At 71.5% G+C, this 16265-nt stretch carries 18 protein-coding genes; 10 read left to right on the plus strand and 8 right to left on the minus strand.

Annotation, left to right across the window (positions count from 1 at the left end; translation table 11 throughout):
- Positions 1-33 precede the first annotated feature (33 nt).
- From AB0G28_RS14780 to AB0G28_RS14790, 3 genes are read right to left on the minus strand one after another with little or no spacing between them, the layout of a single operon-like run.
- Positions 34-2055 carry a hydantoinase/oxoprolinase family protein gene (locus AB0G28_RS14780; protein WP_361088276.1) on the minus strand — a complete coding sequence of 674 codons (2022 nt, stop codon included), beginning with the start codon at positions 2053-2055 and terminating at the stop codon, positions 34-36.
- Positions 2052-3674, minus strand: coding sequence for a thiamine pyrophosphate-binding protein (locus tag AB0G28_RS14785; protein ID WP_361088278.1), 1623 nt, complete (start codon positions 3672-3674; stop codon positions 2052-2054). Before AB0G28_RS14785 ends, AB0G28_RS14780 begins: the two co-directional genes overlap by 4 nt.
- 44 nt (positions 3675-3718) lie before the next feature.
- Positions 3719-4894, minus strand: a complete 1176-nt coding sequence (locus AB0G28_RS14790) for an FAD-binding oxidoreductase (RefSeq protein ID WP_361088281.1) — start codon at positions 4892-4894, stop codon at positions 3719-3721.
- A gap of 80 nt (positions 4895-4974) precedes the next feature.
- Here AB0G28_RS14790 and AB0G28_RS14795 point away from each other — a divergent pair, with 80 nt between their 5' ends.
- From AB0G28_RS14795 to AB0G28_RS14830, 8 genes are all read left to right on the plus strand, one after another.
- Positions 4975-6339 carry a wax ester/triacylglycerol synthase family O-acyltransferase gene (locus AB0G28_RS14795; protein ID WP_361088284.1) on the plus strand — a complete coding sequence of 455 codons (1365 nt, stop codon included), beginning with the start codon at positions 4975-4977 and terminating at the stop codon, positions 6337-6339.
- A 108-nt stretch (positions 6340-6447) separates the two neighbouring features.
- Complete coding sequence (pqqA, locus tag AB0G28_RS14800; protein ID WP_043790872.1) at positions 6448-6534, plus strand: pyrroloquinoline quinone precursor peptide PqqA; 87 nt, start codon at positions 6448-6450, stop codon at positions 6532-6534.
- Positions 6535-6537: 3 nt separating this feature from the next.
- Positions 6538-7227 (plus strand): pyrroloquinoline-quinone synthase PqqC, encoded by a 690-nt coding sequence (gene pqqC / locus AB0G28_RS14805; protein WP_361088287.1) that lies wholly within the window; start codon positions 6538-6540, stop codon positions 7225-7227.
- Positions 7224-7490 carry a pyrroloquinoline quinone biosynthesis peptide chaperone PqqD gene (gene pqqD / locus AB0G28_RS14810; protein WP_361088290.1) on the plus strand — a complete coding sequence of 89 codons (267 nt, stop codon included), beginning with the start codon at positions 7224-7226 and terminating at the stop codon, positions 7488-7490. The genes pqqC and pqqD overlap by 4 nt, the downstream gene beginning before the upstream one ends.
- Positions 7481-8545, plus strand: a complete 1065-nt coding sequence (pqqE, locus tag AB0G28_RS14815; RefSeq protein ID WP_361088292.1) for a pyrroloquinoline quinone biosynthesis protein PqqE — start codon at positions 7481-7483, stop codon at positions 8543-8545. The genes pqqD and pqqE overlap by 10 nt, the downstream gene beginning before the upstream one ends.
- Positions 8542-9378 carry a pyrroloquinoline quinone biosynthesis protein PqqB gene (gene pqqB / locus AB0G28_RS14820; RefSeq protein WP_361088295.1) on the plus strand — a complete coding sequence of 279 codons (837 nt, stop codon included), beginning with the start codon at positions 8542-8544 and terminating at the stop codon, positions 9376-9378. The genes pqqE and pqqB overlap by 4 nt, the downstream gene beginning before the upstream one ends.
- A gap of 48 nt (positions 9379-9426) precedes the next feature.
- Positions 9427-9951 carry a helix-turn-helix domain-containing protein gene (locus AB0G28_RS14825; RefSeq protein WP_361088298.1) on the plus strand — a complete coding sequence of 175 codons (525 nt, stop codon included), beginning with the start codon at positions 9427-9429 and terminating at the stop codon, positions 9949-9951.
- A gap of 106 nt (positions 9952-10057) precedes the next feature.
- Positions 10058-11290 carry an MFS transporter gene (locus AB0G28_RS14830; protein ID WP_361088301.1) on the plus strand — a complete coding sequence of 411 codons (1233 nt, stop codon included), beginning with the start codon at positions 10058-10060 and terminating at the stop codon, positions 11288-11290.
- On the opposite strand, the gene AB0G28_RS14835 is transcribed toward AB0G28_RS14830, so the two are convergent.
- Both AB0G28_RS14835 and AB0G28_RS14840 read right to left on the minus strand, forming a co-directional pair.
- Positions 11268-11717 (minus strand): MaoC family dehydratase, encoded by a 450-nt coding sequence (locus AB0G28_RS14835; protein ID WP_361088305.1) that lies wholly within the window; start codon positions 11715-11717, stop codon positions 11268-11270. The two genes, AB0G28_RS14830 and AB0G28_RS14835, sit on opposite strands and share 23 nt — an antisense overlap.
- A gap of 51 nt (positions 11718-11768) precedes the next feature.
- Entirely contained in the window at positions 11769-11996 is a 228-nt protein-coding gene (locus AB0G28_RS14840) for a hypothetical protein (protein ID WP_361088308.1), read from the minus strand.
- Between the two features lie 39 nt (positions 11997-12035).
- On the opposite strand from AB0G28_RS14840, the gene AB0G28_RS14845 reads away from it, so the two are divergent.
- Positions 12036-12458 carry a hypothetical protein gene (locus tag AB0G28_RS14845; protein ID WP_361088311.1) on the plus strand — a complete coding sequence of 141 codons (423 nt, stop codon included), beginning with the start codon at positions 12036-12038 and terminating at the stop codon, positions 12456-12458.
- A 231-nt stretch (positions 12459-12689) separates the two neighbouring features.
- On the opposite strand, the gene AB0G28_RS14850 is transcribed toward AB0G28_RS14845, so the two are convergent.
- The 3 genes from AB0G28_RS14850 to AB0G28_RS14860 are packed head-to-tail and all read right to left on the minus strand — an operon-like array spanning position 12690 to position 15383.
- Positions 12690-12947 carry a hypothetical protein gene (locus tag AB0G28_RS14850; RefSeq protein WP_361088314.1) on the minus strand — a complete coding sequence of 86 codons (258 nt, stop codon included), beginning with the start codon at positions 12945-12947 and terminating at the stop codon, positions 12690-12692.
- A 58-nt stretch (positions 12948-13005) separates the two neighbouring features.
- On the minus strand, positions 13006-14388 hold the full coding sequence (locus AB0G28_RS14855; RefSeq protein ID WP_361088317.1) for an amidase: 1383 nt from the start codon (positions 14386-14388) through the stop codon (positions 13006-13008).
- Positions 14385-15383: a D-2-hydroxyacid dehydrogenase gene (locus AB0G28_RS14860; protein WP_361088320.1), complete on the minus strand. Its 999-nt coding sequence runs from the start codon at positions 15381-15383 to the stop codon at positions 14385-14387. Before AB0G28_RS14860 ends, AB0G28_RS14855 begins: the two co-directional genes overlap by 4 nt.
- 101 nt (positions 15384-15484) lie before the next feature.
- Here AB0G28_RS14860 and AB0G28_RS14865 point away from each other — a divergent pair, with 101 nt between their 5' ends.
- Entirely contained in the window at positions 15485-16225 is a 741-nt protein-coding gene (locus AB0G28_RS14865; RefSeq protein WP_361088323.1) for an Asp/Glu/hydantoin racemase, read from the plus strand.
- Positions 16226-16265: the final 40 nt, after the last annotated feature.

A 16265-nucleotide genomic window follows, 5' to 3' on the forward strand; every position in this document is an offset into this window, starting at 1 on the left:
CCGCCTCCGCGGGAAAAAGTGCGTCGGCGGGGCTCACACCGTCACCTCCAGGCTCCCGTCGGACCGGACGACGCAGTGCGCGTCCGGTGGGATGACCACAGTGGACTCGCGTTCCTCCACAATGGCCGGTCCGTCCACCCGGGTCCCCGGCGCCAGCCGGTACCGATCGAACACCGCCGTGTCGGCAAATCCCCCTGCCGATGGGAAGTAGGCCTTGCGGGTCCCCTTGCGCGCGTCTCCCGGGGAAGCCCCGGCGGCGAGCCGCAACGTGACGTCCGGCGCGGGGCCGCTCGAGACGACCCGCCAGTTCAGCACCTCGACGCCGACTTCGGGTCCGGTGCGCCGGTAGAGCGTGCGATAGGTGCGGGTGAACTCGTCGATCAGCGTTCCGGGCCAGCTGCCGCCGTGGACCGGGACGCGGATCTCGTAGCCCTGCCCGGCGTACCGCATCTCGGCGATGCGCCGGTGCGTCACCTCCACGACCCCGGACTTCGCCAGCAACGCGGCGCCCTCGGCCTCCATCTCGGCGAACAGCGCGTCGACCTGCGCCCACTCCAGGTCGTGCACGGCCGCGCGAGCCGAGCGCACGAAGTCGAACGCCAGCGGCGCGGTGAGGAAACCCGCGGCGCTGAGCACCCCGGCGGCGGGTGGCGCGACGACGGACGGCGCTCCGAGCGCCCGTGCGACGCCGGCGCCGTGCACCGGACCCGCCCCGCCGAAGGTGTACATCGGCAGCTTCGCCGGGTCGTGCCCGCGCTCGACGGCGTGTACGCGAGCAGCGTTGGCCATGTCCTCGTTGACACTGGTGTGGATGCCCCAGGCGGCCTCTTCGACGCTCAAGCCGAGCGGACGGGCGATCTTCTCGTGGAGCGCTGCTTTGGCGGCCTCGGCGTCCAGGCGCATGCCGCCGCCGAGGAAGTAGCCCGGGTCGAGGTAGCCGAGGACGAGGTCGGCGTCGGTGACCGTCGGCTCGGTGCCGCCGCGGCCGTAGCAGACCGGGCCGGGCTCGGATCCCGCCGAATCGGGACCGACGGTCAGCAGGCCCATTGCGTCGATCCGCGCGATCGACCCGCCGCCGACGCCGATCTCGATCATGTCGGTGACCGGGACCCGCACCGGCAGCCCGGAGCCGGGCAGCAGCCGGTACTTGCGGTCCACTTCGAACTGGTGGGTGACCAGCGGCTCGCCCCCGGCGATCAGGCACAGCTTCGCGGTGGTGCCACCCATGTCGAAGGCCAGCAGGTCCGGCGGCCCGATCGCGGCCGCCGCCAGCGCGCCGCCCGCCGGGCCGGACTCGAGGATCCGGATCGGATAACGAGCGGCGGTGTCCACAGTGGCCAGTCCGCCGTTGGAGAGCATGATGTGCGGCGCGCGGGTGACCCCCAGCCGCTGCAGCCGCAGTTCGAGGTCGCGCAGGTACCGCTCGGTGAGGTCCTGGACGTAGACGTTGGCGACCGTGGTCGACGCGCGCTCGAACTCGCGGATCTCCGGCACGACGTCGGAAGACAGCGCCACCCTGAGTGAAGGCGCGACCTCGGCGAGGATCTCCGCCGTCCGGCGTTCGTGCGCCGGGTTGGTGAAGGAGTGCAGGAAGCAAACCGCGACGGCCTCGATCCCGCGGTCCGCCAGCTCCCGCCCGAGCCTGGCGACGTACTCCTCGTCGAGTCCCGTGTGGACGGACCCGTCGGCGAGGATCCGCTCCGGGACGTCGAACCGCAGGTGCCGCGGCACGAGCGGCGCGGGCAGTTCCAGGTGCAGGTCGTACAGCTCGTACCGGTGCTCGCGGCGCATCTCCAGGACGTCGCGGAAGCCGGCGGTCGCGAGCAACGCGGTCCGCGCGCCCTTGCGCTCGATCAGCGCGTTGGTGACCAGCGTCGTCCCGTGCACCACCTGCTCGACGGTTCCGACGTCCGAAAGCAGCGTGGCCAGACCTTCTTCGACCGCCCGCGCGGGCTCGTCGTGCGTGGTGAGGACCTTGTGGACGGCGACGATCCCGGTCGCGTCCACCGCGCAGAGGTCGGTGAACGTGCCGCCGATGTCGACGCCGATCCTCATGTCCGGTACCACCGCGGCGAGGTGTTCAGCGGCGGCTTCAGCTTCGCCTTCACGACCAGCACGTTCGGCTCGTCCGACTCGACGAACTCGCCGAGCAGCCGCCGGAACGCCCGCCCGAACCCGGAGACGCGGTCGGCGTGCACCCCGAACGACCGCGCCAGGCCGACGAAGTCCGGGCTGTCCCAGTCGACCCCGCGGTGCGGCAGGCCCTCGCGGTCCTGGTCGTAGCGCAGCATCCCGTAGCCGCCGTCGTCGACGAGGACGACCGTGACCGGCAGCTGTTCCTGCGCGAGCGTGGCCAGGTCGCCGCAGCCGTAGAGGAACCCGCCGTCGCCGGTGATGCAGATCGCGCGCCCGGTGCCGGCCGCGGCCGCGCCGAGCGACGCCGGGAAGCCGTAGCCGAGGGTGCCCCAGCCCATCGGGTAGGCGAGCTTGCGCGGCGCCCGCACCCGGTGGAAGCCGCCGACCCAGTACCCGGCGACGCACATGTCCGAGACCAGCACCGCGTCCGTCGGCAGCACCTCGTCTAAAGTGGACAGGAAGTCGTAAGCCTGCGGTTCCTCGTCGCGGATCCGCTGGCGCACGCGCCGGCCGATGCCGGCCAGCCGCAGCGTGATGTCGTCGAGCCCGTCCCGCTGCTTCGGCAGCAGCCGCTCGACGATCGAGCGCGCGTCCCCGACGAGCGTGAGGTCGGGCCGGTAGTTCTTGGCGGCGTCGTCGGCGTCGACGTTGATCGCGATGAGCCGGGGCGGCTTGGGCATCCGCCAGTTCTGCGTCATCAGGCCGTCGAAGTCGGTGCCGATGGCGAGCACGACGTCCGCCTCGTCCCACAGCTCGCCGACCTCCGGCGTGTGCACGGGGTTCGGCGCCAGGCACGGGTGGTCGAGCGGGAGCAGGCCGCGGGCGGCGAAGGTGGTGATCACCGGCGCGGCGAGCTTCTCCGCGAGGGCGCCGATCGCGTCGCCGGCCCCCGAACGCAGTGCGCCGCCGCCGGCCCAGATCAGCGGGTGCCGCGCGTCCGACAGCATCGCCTCGGCCCGCGCGAGATCCGGGACGTCGACGTCGGGCTTGCGGTGCGGCGCGGGCGGACGGCGGTGCGGCACGCTCTCGCGCAGGTAGTCGGTGGGCACGCCGAGGTAGACCGGGCCGCTCTGCGGCAGTTGCGCGAGCCGGGCGGCGCGGTGGACGGTGGTGCCGATCTGGTCGGGCGCCCGCACGGTGAAGCCGCCCTTGGTCACCGGCGCGAACATCGCCTGCTGGTCGGAGGTCTCGTGCAGCACGCCGCGGACGACGCCGGGCCGCCGCAGCGCCGAGGGGATGTCGGTGGCGATGACGAGCACCGGCGCGGCGGACGCCATGGCCTCGCCGACCGCGCCGAGCGTGTTGGCAGCGCCCGGGCCGGTGGTCACGAGGGCGACGCCGAGCTTGCCGGTGGCGCGGGCGTAGCCGTCGGCGGCGTACCCGGCGGTCTGTTCGTGGCGGACGCCGATGAGCTTGATGCGGGTTTCACCGAGCGCCTCCCACAGTGGCAGGTTGTGCACCCCCGGAAGGCCGAAGACGATCTCCGTTCCCAGCGCTTCCAGCGCGTCCACCAGCTCCCGAGCACCACTCACAGCCACGGCTCGGATACTGCCAGATCGTTCAACGATCTGGCAATCGGCCCCTAGACGATGTTGTGCTCGGCGCTCGTGGTGCCCGCGGCGAACCGGCGGACGTCGAGTTCCGCGATGTCCACCGCCGGCTGCCGGCCCAGGTAGAGGTCCCGGATCAGCTCGCCGGCGGCCGGGCCCATCTGGAAGCCATGCCCCGAGAAGCCGGTCGCGTAGAAGAACCGCGGCAACAGGACGCTTTCCCCGATGATCTGGTTGCGGTCCGGCGTCATTTCGTACAGCCCGGCCCAGGCCGTCCGGATGCCGGCGTCGAGCACGGCCGGGATCCGGCGGCCCGCCAGCTCCGCCAGCCGCGGCAGCCACTCGCCCGGCTCGTACCGCGTGCCGAAGCCCGGGAAGCCGTCGTCCTCGCTGAACGACATCGCCAGGCCGGGCCCCTCGCGGTGGCAGTAGAACGCCGAGGGCAGCTCGATGGTCAGCGGCACGTGTTCCGGCAGCCCGGGCACCGGCCCGGTGAACACGACCTGCCGCCGGAACGGGCGCACCGGCAGGTCCAGCCCGGCCAGCTCGCCGATCCGTCCCGACCACGCGCCGGCCGCGCACACCACCGCGCCGGTCCGGACGAACCCCGCCGTCGTGTTAACGCCGGCTAACGTGTCGCCGTCGCGCTCGATCCCGGTGACCTCGATCTTGGTTCGCAGCTTCGCGCCGTGCGCGCGGGCGGCTCTCGCGTAGCCCTGGACGACGGCGTCCGGCGTCGCCTTCGCGTCGTCCGGCGACCAGAGGGCCGCGACGATCCCGTCTCGTTCTATCAGGGGGAGAACAGCCTGCGCTTCCGCGGGATCAAGCAGGTGGCTGCGGACCCCGTACTCGCGCTGCAGCTCCGCGCAATGTCCGATTGCGGACACGTCCGCCGGGTCGGTGAGCAGGTACAGGTAGCCGTCGCGCCGGAAGTCGATCTCGACGCCGAAGTCGCGGGAGAAAGCGCTGTACGCGGCGAGCCCGCGCAGTCCCAGCTCGACGTTGACACGGGTGGTGAACGACGACCGGATGCCGCCCGCGGCTTTGGCCGTCGAGCCGCCGCCCAGCTCGCCGCGCTCGAGCAGCAGCACGTCGACACCGGCCTCGGCGAGCCGGAAAGCGCAGCTCACGCCGATCACGCCACCGCCGATCACGACGCATTCGGCCATCTGTGGCACGGACGTTTCCCCGGCGCCGCCGACGGTCATACTCGCCAGAGTAGAACGTGATCCACCCGCGGGCGCCGAGCGCGTAGAGTCGGCGTGCCGAGCGCGGAAGGTGATGTCCCATGGCGATGATGCCCGTGACCGACTCGATGTTCCTCCTGGTCGAAACGCGCGAGCATCCGATGCACGTGGGCGGGCTGCAGCTGTTCAAGAAACCCGACGGCGCCGGCCCGGAGTACCTGCGCGACATCCGCGGTTCGCTGCTGGAGTCGGACAACATGCGCTCGGTGTTCCGGCGCCGCCCCGCCCGGCCGGTGAACACGGTGGGGCACGTCGCCTGGTCCACCGACGCCGACCTCGAACTCGACTACCACTTCCGGCACTCGGCGCTGCCGCGGCCGGGCCGCATCCGCGAGCTGCTGGAACTGACCGGCCGCTGGCACAGCACCCTCCTCGACCGGCACCGGCCGCTCTGGGAGACCCACCTCGTCGAGGGGCTGGACGACGGCCGGTTCGCCGTCTACACCAAGGTCCACCACGCCCTGATGGACGGCGTCTCGGCGTTGCGCCAGCTGCAGGGCACGCTGTCGGACGATCCCGCGGACCTGGACTGCCCGCCGTGGTGGGGCACCCGACGCAAGCCCGGTGGTGAGCGCGAGAAGCGCCCGCGATCGCTGCTCGGGACGGCGAGGAAGACGGCCAACCAGCTCGCGAGCCTGGCGCCGGCCGCGATGAAGGTGGCGCGCGAGGCGTTCGGTGAACACACGTTAACGCTGCCGGGCCAAGCGCCGAGGACGATGCTCAACGTCCCGATCGGCGGCGCGCGGCGGTTCGCGGCGCAGTCGTGGTCACTGGACCGCGTCCGGAAGGTGGCCACGGCGGCCGGGGTGTCGCGCAACGACGTCGTGCTCGCGATGTGCTCGGGTGCGCTGCGGGACTACCTCATCGAACAGCGCGCGCTGCCGGACGCGCCGTTGATCGCGATGGTGCCGGTGTCGCTGCGCCGCCAGAACGACCCCGGCGAGGCGGCGGGCAACAACATCGGCGCACTGCTGTGCAACCTGGCCACCGACCTGCCGGACGCGGGCAAGCGGCTCGTCACGATCCACCAGTCGATGCGCAACGGCAAGCGGCTGTTCTCGGAGCTGACGCCGTTGCAGACGCTGTTGTTATCGGCCGTTAACGTCGCACAGCTCGGCGTCTCGCCGATCCCCGGCGTCGTCAAGAACACGCGACCGCCGTTCAACCTGGTGATCTCGAACGTGCCCGGCCCGCGCAAGCAGATGTACTGGAACGGCGCCCAGCTCGACGGCATCTACCCGGCTTCGGTGCTGCTCGACGGCCAGGCCGTGAACATCACGCTGACCAGCAACGGCGACAACCTGGACTTCGGCGTCACCGGCTGCCGCCGCAGCGTCCCGCACCTGCAGCGGATCCTGACCCACCTCGACACGGCCCTGGTGGAACTCGAAGCCGCGGTGCGGTAGCCCGCTCACCGGCTCCCCCATCGGAAGGAATCTTTCCGAACTCGCTGGTCAGTCCGCTCCGGACGCTCCTAGGGTGGCGATGGTCACCCCAGGAGAGAGGAGCAGGACATGCTCGAGGAGTGGACGACCCCGGACTTCGTCGAATACGAAACCCCCATGGAGGTCACCGCTTACGCGGCCCGCATGGCGGACTGACGGATGCTGGTCGAGCCACTTCCGGAAAGCGCATTCATCGACGAGCTGCGCGGACTTTCCGGCCGGTACTGGGGAACGCACCCGTTCCACCGCCGGCTGCACGCGGGCGAGCTCGACGAGCGCGCGCTGCGGCTCTGGGCGGCGAACCGCTGGTACTACCAGTGCGTGCTGCCCCAGAAGGACGCGGCGATCATCAGCAACTGCCCATTGCCGGAGATCCGCCGCCAGTGGCTCGACCGGATCGTCTACCACGACGGCGCGAGCGCCGGCACCGGCGGGATCGAACGCTGGCTGCGGCTCTGCACGGCGGTCGGCCTGGACCGGGACGAGGTTCTCGACGAACGGCACGTCGTCCCCGGCGTCCGGTTCGCCGTCGACGCATACGTGACTTTCGCGCGCACGAAACCGTGGTGGGAAGCCGTCGCCTCGGGGCTGACCGAAATGTTCGCCGGGCACCTGATGCAGCAGCGCGTCGCGGACATGCTCGCGCACTATTCCTGGATCTCGCGCGAAGACCTCGCCTACTTCACCAACCGCATCGACAAGGTTTCCGGCGAAGGCAAGGACACCCTCGACATCGTCGTCCACCACTGCGTCACGCGGGAGCAGCAGGACCGCGCGATCGCCGCGTTGTCGTTCAAGTGCGACGTGCTGTGGTCGATGCTGGACGCGGTCGAACGGGCGGCCGCGTGATCACCGCCGATTCGGTCCCGCAGCTCCGGCGCGGTGTCCGATTGTCCTTCGACCACGTCCGGGAGACGCACGTCCTGCTGTTCCCCGAAGGCGTCCTGGTCCCGAACCCGACGGCGGCGGCGGTGCTCGAGCTCTGCGACGGCGCCCGGTCCGTCATCGAGATCACGACGGCGCTTTCCCGGCGCTACTCCGGCGTGCTCGAGCAGGACGTCCTCGCGGTACTGACGCGGCTGGGCGAACGGCGGGTCGTCGCATGGACGTGAGCCCGCCGCTCGGCCTGCTCGCCGAGCTGACCCACCGCTGTCCGCTGCACTGTCCTTATTGCTCGAACCCGGTGGAACTGACCACCCGAGACGCCGAGCTGTCCACCGACGACTGGCTGTCGGTGCTGTCCCAGGCCCGCGAGCTGGGCGTGCTGCAGGTGCACATGTCCGGCGGCGAACCCCTGCTCCGGCCGGACCTGCCCGAGCTGGTCGGGCACGCGAGCGGGCTCGGCTGCTACGTCAACCTGGTCACGTCGGGGCTCGGCCTGACGTCGTCACGGCTCGACGACCTCGTCGAGCGCGGACTCGCGCACGTCCAGCTGTCGGCGCAGGGCGCGACGCGGGAGCGGTCCGATCTGCTGGCCGGCGCCAAGGCGTTCGACCGGAAGCTCGCCGCGGCTTCTCTGGTGAAGTCGTCCGGGCTGCCGCTGTCGCTGAACGTGGTTCTGCACCGGCGCAACCACGACCAGCTCGCCGGGATCATCGAGCTGGCCGAGCGGATGGGTGCCGACCGGCTGGAACTGGCGAACACGCAGTACTACGGCTGGGCGCTGCGCAACCGGGACGCGCTGATGCCGACTCCGGCGCAGCTCGCCGCGGCCGAGCCGGTGGTGCGCGCGGCCGTTGCCCGATTGCGGGGCACGATGGAGATCGTCTACGTCGTCGCCGACTACCACGAGCCGTACCCGAAGCCGTGCATGTACGGCTGGGGTGCGCGGCAGCTGACCGTGGCGCCGGACGGCACCGTCCTGCCGTGCCCGGCGGCGTCGGCGATCTCGACGCTTTCCCTCTCGTCCGTGCGGGACACCCCGCTCGCCGAGATCTGGTACCGCTCCCCGTCGTTCAACGCCTACCGCGGCGAGGAGTGGATGTCCGAGCCTTGCAGCACGTGCGACCGCCGCGGGCTCGACTTCGGCGGTTGCCGCTGCCAGGCGTTCCTGCTCACCGGCGACGCCGCGGCGACCGACCCGGTGTGCTCGCGATCGCCGCAGCGTGGCGTCGTGGACCTGGTGCTCGCCCGTCCTCCGGCCGCCGACCTGGTCATGCGCCGGTGAAGGTGATCCTGCTCGGCACCGCCGCGGGCGGCGGGTGCCCGCAGTGGAACTGCGCGTGCCGCCTCTGCGTTTCCGGACTGCCGCCGCGCTCGCAGGACTGCGTCGCGATCAGCGCGGACGGCGCGGGCTGGTACCTGCTCAACTGCTCACCCGACATCCGCGCCCAGATCCTCGGGACACCGGAGCTGCGCGCCGGGCCGGGCCCGCGCGAGATCCCGCTGCGCGGAGTACTGCTCACCGACGCGGAACTCGACCACTCGCTGGGCCTGCTGATGTTGCGCGAGTCGGGCGGGCTCCCGGTGTGGGCACCGGAGCCGGTGCTGTCCGCGCTGTCCCCCTTCCGCACCATCGTCGACGGCTACGGCGGCTGGACCTGGTTATCGGCCGTTAACATCCCCAGGCTGCGCGTCGACGTGCTGCCGGTCAGTGACAAGCGACCGAAGTACGTCCCGGCTGGTGCAGCGGACGGCCCGTGGGTGGTGGCCTACCGGATCGAGGACAGCACGACGGGCGGCGTGCTGGTATACGCGCCGTGCCTGCGCAGCTGGCCCGCCGGGTTCGACGCTTTCGTCGCGGACGCGGACCTGGTGCTGCTGGACGGGACGTTCCACGCGCCGGACGAGATGGCCGGCGTCGGCGGACCGGACCAGCTCGCGATGGGGCACCTGCCGATCACGGCGAGCCTGGCCCAGATCGCTGGGCGAGCGGGGCACTGGGCGTTCACGCACGTTAACAACACGAACCCGGTGCTGGATCCGGCATCCCCCGAGCACTCGGCCGTGCTGGCCGCCGGTGCCGCATTGCCGGCGGACGGCACCTGTTACGAGCTTTAGCCAAGGAACCCCCAAATAACCCTTTGACGGTGCTGTCAGACTCGGGACATGCCCCACGACCACCTCCGGGTCCTGGCCCACCCGCTCCGCCTGCGGATCCTGTCGCTGCTGACGGGCACCCCGCTGAGCGCGGCCGAGGCGGCGCGCGAACTCGGCGAGACCCAGGCGAACGTCAGCTATCACGTCCGCCGCCTGCACGACGCGGGCCTGCTGGAGGTGACGGAGGAGGTCCGCATCCGCGGCGGCCGGGCGAAGCGCTACCGCCACAAGCCGGACTCCGGCAAGCACTTGACCAGCCGCGACCCGGCCGAAGAACAGCTCCTGACGAAGGCGATCGCGGACGAGCTCCTCCGTCGGGCCGGGCAACGCGCCGCGGACCGTCCGGCGTCGCTGACGGACGCCGAGTTGTGGGTGGATCCGGAGGTGTGGTCGCGGCTGCTGAAGCAGGCCACGGCACTGAGCGTGGAGCTCCACGACGCGGCGCAGCCCCCTCGAACGCCCGGGACAGTGCGGGTCAGCGCCAGTGTGGCGCTGTTCGAACTCACCGCACCTGCTGACGGAGGTGAGGTGTGACGGTTCCGTACCCGCGTCCCGCTCACGCGGTCCGACCGGAGCTCACCGCGCCGCCGTTCCGCACTCCAGCACGTCCCGATCGCCCCGTCCGACCGGAGGAGCTTCCGTGACCACGCCCCTGCTCGCCCCGCTGCGGGAAGCTCGCTTCCGCGCCCTCGTCACCGGGCGGACGTTCGCCGACTTCGCCAATGCCGTCGCGCCGTTCGCACTCGCGTTCGCCGTGGTCGACCTCACCGGGTCGGCCGTCGACCTCGGCATCGTCGTCGGGGCGCGGTCACTCGCCAACGTGCTGCTCGTCCTGTTCGGCGGGATGCTGGCCGACCGGCTGCCTCGGTCGGTCATCCTGCAGGGCACCGAAACCGCCGCCGCCCTCACGCAGGCGGCCATCGCCGCGAGTGTCCTCTGGGGATTCGCGTCCGTCCCGCTGCTGGTCGGGCTCAGCCTGGTCAACGGGGCCGTCTCGGCGATCTCGCTGCCCGCCGCCGCTTCGCTGACGCCGTTGACCGTGCCGGGGTCCCTGCTCGCCCAGGCGAACGCGCTGGTCCGGCTGCTGTCGAACGCCGGCCGCATCGCCGGCGCCGGGCTCGCCGGGGTCCTCGTCGCCTTCGCCGGCTCGGGCTGGGCACTCGGCGGGAACTCCGTGCTGTTCCTCGCCGCCGCGCTGGCCTACAGCCGGATCCGGCTGCCGCGCACCGAACGGCTCCCCGGCCGCCGACCACTCGCCGAACTCACCGAAGGCTGGCGCGAGTTCCGCTCACGGTCCTGGGTGTGGCTCGTGGTGCTGCAGTTCATGATCGTCAACGCGGTCATCGCGGGTGCGCTGCTGGTGATCGGCCCGCTGGTCGCCGACGACACCTTCGGCCGCACCGGCTGGGGCCTCGCGCTGGCCGTCCAGACCGCCGGCTCCCTGCTCGGCGGCGTCATCGCCGCGCACTGGCAGCCCCGGCGGATGCTGCTGGTCGGCGTCGCGCTGGTCATGGCCGAGGCGCTGCCGATGCTGGCCCTCGGCGAAACGCCGTACCTGCTGCCGCTGCTGGCGGCGATGTTCCTTTCGGGCGTGACGATCGAGCAGTTCGCCGTCGCGTGGGACGTGTCGCTGCAGGAAAACATCCCGCCGGACAAGCTCGCCCGCGTCTATTCCTACGACATGCTCGGCTCGTTCGTCGCGATGCCGCTCGGCCAGATCACCGCCGGTCCGCTGGCGGAGTACGCCGGCCGCGAGGCGACGCTGCTCGGAGGCGCGGCACTCGTCGTCGGCGCGACCGCGCTCGTGCTGTGCAGCCGCCAGGTGCGAACCCTGGTCCGGCGCGCGCCGGTCAGCCCGGGCGCACCAGGATGAAGTTCAGCAGGCTCGCGCTGAACACGATTTCGCCGCCGCCGTCGACGAGTTCGACGCGGGTGCGCACCAGCCCGCGGTCGGGTTTCGAACGGGAGCGCCGCGCCTCGGTGACGATGGCCCGCAGCCGTAGCACGGCGCCCGGACGCACCGGACGCGGCCAGCGCAGTTCGTCGACGCCCGGGCTGCCCAGGCTGGACACAGTGGACAGGTAGTGGTCCGCGTACAGCCGCATCATCAGGCTCGCCGTGTGCCAGCCGCTGGCGATCAGCCCGCCGAACGGACCATTCGCTGCCACGGCCGGGTCGGCGTGGAAGTCCTGCGGGTCGTAGCGCCGGGCGAACTCGACGATCTCGGCCTCGGTCACCGCGACGCTGCCGCAGTCGTAGGTGACGCCCGGGACGTAGTCCTCGAAATAACGATCGATCACGGCCGCAGGGTGCCACAGGAAATGTTCGATCCGGAGCGAAAGGTTCCGCGGCTACGCTGACGCGATGCCCGCCGAGCCGGACATCGCGTCGGTCGCCCAGGCCATCGGCGAGCCGGCGCGCGCAGCCATGCTGCTGCAGCTGATGGACGGCGACGCACACACCGCCCGGGCCTTGGCGGCGGTCGCCGGGATCGCGCCGTCCACGGCGAGTCCCACCTGCGCCGCCTGTGCGAGACGGGTCTCGTCGAGGTGGCCGAAGCAGGTAGACGACGCCTCCACCGGCTCGCCGGCCCGGAGGTGGCCGAGTTGGTGGAGGCCTTGGCGGCAATCGCCCCACCTCGGCTGCCGGAACGGCTCCAGCCCACCCCACCCGCAGGACCGTTGCTGCGGGCCCGCGCGTGCTACGGCCACCTGGCCGGCCAGCTGGGCATCGACGTCGCCGTGGCGCTGCGCGAGGACGGAGTCGTCGGCGACCTGACGCCGGGCGAGACAGGCGTGCTGCACACTTTCGACCACCCGCTGCTGGCGGCGCTGGGCATCGGCGGGCTGCCGGGCGCAGGACCGGCCGTGCGGGGGTGCCTGGACTGGTCCCATCGGAAGGTGCACCTCGCGGGAGCACTGGGAGCCGCACTGCTGACGGCGCTGCTGGGCGCCGGCTGGGTACGCCGCCGCCCAGGTGGGAGGGCCCTGCGCATCACCGAAGCCGGACGGCGCCGGCTCGGCGAGTTCGGCCTCGTCTGAGGTGTGGCCACAGCCCGGATTCGGTCTCGGACATGGTCTCGGCCCCGGCCGACCGCTGCGTTGTCCACAGTCGTGCCCGAATGTGGACAACTCCAGCGCCGAGCCGTCGGAAAGCCAGGATTGACGCGACTCGCCGATAGAATGGGCTGGGGGCAACCCCCGGGACAGGGTGGGCCCTGCCCGGCCGGTTCTTTCCCGCAAGCGCGTTGCCGCTACCGGACCACGCGTTACCTACCGGCCGACGCGGGGGCCTGACGTGAGGTCCCGGTGGCCGTCGAGGCGCCACCAGCTCTCCAGCGTCTCCCGCAGCGCCTTCAGCAGCTCGCCGCCCGTTTCCAGCGGGACCAGCGCCGCCTTGCCGTCGTCCACCCTCAATGCCGCGGACAGCCGGTCACCCTGCTCGATCAGGCCGACCACCACACGGGTCGGTTTCCCGGTGACGTCGACTGTCGGGATGGCTCGTTCGCAGCGCCAGCCTTGAGCGTTCACCCGGCCGACAGTGGCACAGCTTTCCCCGCCGCGGACCGGGTTTCACCCTCAAGTGTGGTCAGGCGGCGGCCCAGGGCCGCACTTCCTCCAGGAGTTTCGCCACGGCCAGCACGAGGTCGTCCGAGTGCCGGGGCCCGACGATCTGCAGGCCGACCGGCAGCCCCGCCGACGTGCGGCCGGCCGGCACGCTGATCGCCGGCTGCTGGGTCATGTTGAACGGGTACGTGAACGGCGTCCACTCCGGCCACTCGCTCAGCCCGCTGCCCGGCGGCACGTCCTGCCCCGCCTCGAACGCCGCGATCGGGACGGTCGGGGTGATCAGCACGTCGTAGCGGGTGTGGAACTCGCCCATCAGGATGCCCAGCGCGGCCCGCTCGGCGGTCGCGTCGAGGTAGTCGCTCGCCGTCCACGTCCGGCCCAGCTCCCAGACCTTGCGCAGGCCGGGGTCGGTCCGCGCCTCGGAACCCGGCGGGAACGTATCGAGCAGCTTCGCCGCACCCGAGGACCACAGGATGTCGAACGCCGGCTTCGGGTCGGCGAACCCCGGGTCGGTCTCCTCGATGTGCAGGCCCGCGTCGTCCAACGCGCGGACCGCCGCCACGACGATCGCGGCCACCTCCGGGTCGACGTCGACGTAGCCGAGCGTCGGCGAGAACGCCGCGATCAGGCCGCGCACGTCCCGCCGGACCGCCTCGCGGAACGACGCCACCGGCGGTGCCAGCGCGGCCGGGTCGCGGTGGTCCGGCATCGACAGCACGTCCAGCAGCAGCGCGGTGTCGTCGACCGACCGCGCCATCGGGCCGGCGTGCGAGAGCGGGCCGAACGGGCTCGCCGGATACAGCGGGATCCGGCCGTGGGTCGGCTTGAGCCCGACGATCCCGCAGAACGACGCCGGGATCCGCACTGAGCCGCCGCCGTCCGTGCCGACGGACAGCTCGCCCATCCCGGCCGCGACGGCCGCGGCGCTGCCGCCGCTCGACCCGCCCGCGGTCTTCGACGGGTCGGCCGGGTTGCGCGTGATGCCACACAGCGGGCTGTCGGTCACGCCCTTCCACGCGATCTCGGGGGTGGTCGTCTTGCCCAGGAGCACCAGGCCGGCCTCGCGCATCCGCGCGGCGACGGGGCTGTCGACGTCCCACGGCTGGTCCGGGCTGATGCTCTTCGAACCCCGGACGGTCGGCCAGCCCTGGGTGAGGAACATGTCCTTGATCGAGGACGGCACGCCGTCGAGCCAGCCGATCGGATTGCCGTCGCGCCAGCGGATCTCGGACGCCTTGGCCTGCTCCAGCGCCCGGTCGGCGTCGACGAGGCAATAGGCGTTGCACTCGCCGTCGCGGGCTTCGATGGCCTGCAGCGCGTTCTGCGTCGCTTCGATCGGTGACAGCTCACCGGTCGCGTAGGCGGCGACGAGTTCGCTGGCGGTCAGCATCCTGTCGTTCATCCGGCTCCCTGGTTCCCCGACGGCACGTAGCCGAGTGTCTTGTCGACGACATTGCGCAGCGGCTCCCCAGCGCGCCAACGGCGGAAGTTCTCGGTGAACACCTCGACCAGCGTGGTGCGCCAGCCGACGAAATCCCCGGACATGTGCGGCGAGACCAGCACGTCCGGCATCGTCCACAGCGGGCTTTCGGAAGGCAGCGGCTCGGTGTCGAACACGTCGAGCGCGGCGCCGGCAATGGTGCGGTTCTCGAGCGCCGCGACCAGGTCGGACGTCACCACCAGCTCGCCGCGGCCGACGTTGACGAACCGCGCCGACGGCTTCATCGCGGCGAACGCGCGCGCGTCGAACATGCCCTTGGTGTGCTCGGTCAGCGGCGCGACGGCGACGACGTAGTCGGCGTGCGGCAGGAACTCCGTAAGCCGCGCGGACTCGTGGACGACGCCGAAGTCCGGGTCACCGATGCGCTCGCGGCGCCCGGCACCGCTCACCCGCATCCCGGCCGCGCGCAGCAGCCGCGCGATGGCCCGGCCGATCGGCCCGGTGCCGACGACGACCACCTCACGCCCGGCGATCCGCTCGCTCTCCCGGTGCAGCCAGCGACCTTCGCGCTGCAGGTCGTGCGAGCGCGCGAAGTCCTTCGCGAAGGCGAGCACCACCCCCAGCACGTACTCGGCGATGGCGTCGTCGAAGACGCCGCGCGAGTTGGTCAGGACCACGTCGCTCTCCCGCAGTCCGGGGAACAGCACCGGGTCGACCCCCGCGCTGGCGATGTGCAGCCACCGCAGCCGGTCGGCCGCGTGCCACGCACCAGGCACCGCCGTGGAGAGGAAGTCGTAGACGAAGAGCGCGTCCGCTCCGGACAACGCTTCGGCCAGGCCTGCCGCGTCCGTGTAACGCACGACCGCCCCGGATTCGACAGCACGCATGTCCGGTGGGCGGGACTCGCCACAGAGCACTGCCAGGACGGGAGCTTCCCGGTCTTCCGAGGCGATCACGTTGACACGGTAAAAGTCACTCGTATGATTGTCAACAATCCGAGGAACGACCCCCGGAGCACCGGACGTGTCACGTACAGACGTATTCCGGAGGCTGAGCCTTGGATTTCGACTTCCTGGCGTTCGAGGGCCCGCTGGCGCAACGCGGCATCGGGGTGATCGCCCCCTTCGACCTCGCGCTGGAGCGCGAGCTCTGGCGCTGGGTACCGATGGAGGTGTCCCTCCACCTCGCCCGCACGCCGTACGAGCCGGTCCCGGTCAGCATGGAGATGGCCCGCCTCGTCAGCGACAGCCATCACCTGGCCAGCGCCACCCGGGACGTGCTGCACGTCGAGCCCGAGGTCGTCGCCTACCTCTGCACGTCGGGCAGCTTTGTCAACGGCGTCGACTACGAGCGGTCGCTGACCAAGGCGATCTGCGACGCCGGCGCGCCGGACGCCGTCACCACCTCGGGCGCACTGGCCGAGGTACTGACCCAGCTCGACCTCCACCGCGTCTCGGTGCTCACGCCGTACGACGCCGACCTCACCCGCGCCCTGCACGACTTCCTCGCCGAACTGGGCGTCGAGACCGTGGCCAGCGACCACCTCGGGCTGGGCGGCGGGATCTGGAAGGTCAGCTACCGGACCATCGCCGAGCGCATCCTCGCCGCCGACCACGGCGACGCCGAAGCGATCTTCGTCAGCTGCACCAACCTCCCCACCTACGACCTGATCGAGCCACTGGAAGCCGCCCTCGGCAAGCCGGTGCTCACCGCGAACCAGCTGACGATGTGGGCGTGCCTGCGCCGGATGAACCTCCCCATCGTCGGACCCGGAAGGTGGCTTCGTGACGTGTCGTGAAGGTATTCCTTGACCAGCCCTCTAGGATTGTCGACAATTT

The sequence above is a fragment of the Amycolatopsis sp. NPDC021455 genome (genome assembly GCF_040640995.1).
Taxonomy (GTDB): Bacteria; Actinomycetota; Actinomycetes; order Mycobacteriales; family Pseudonocardiaceae; genus Amycolatopsis.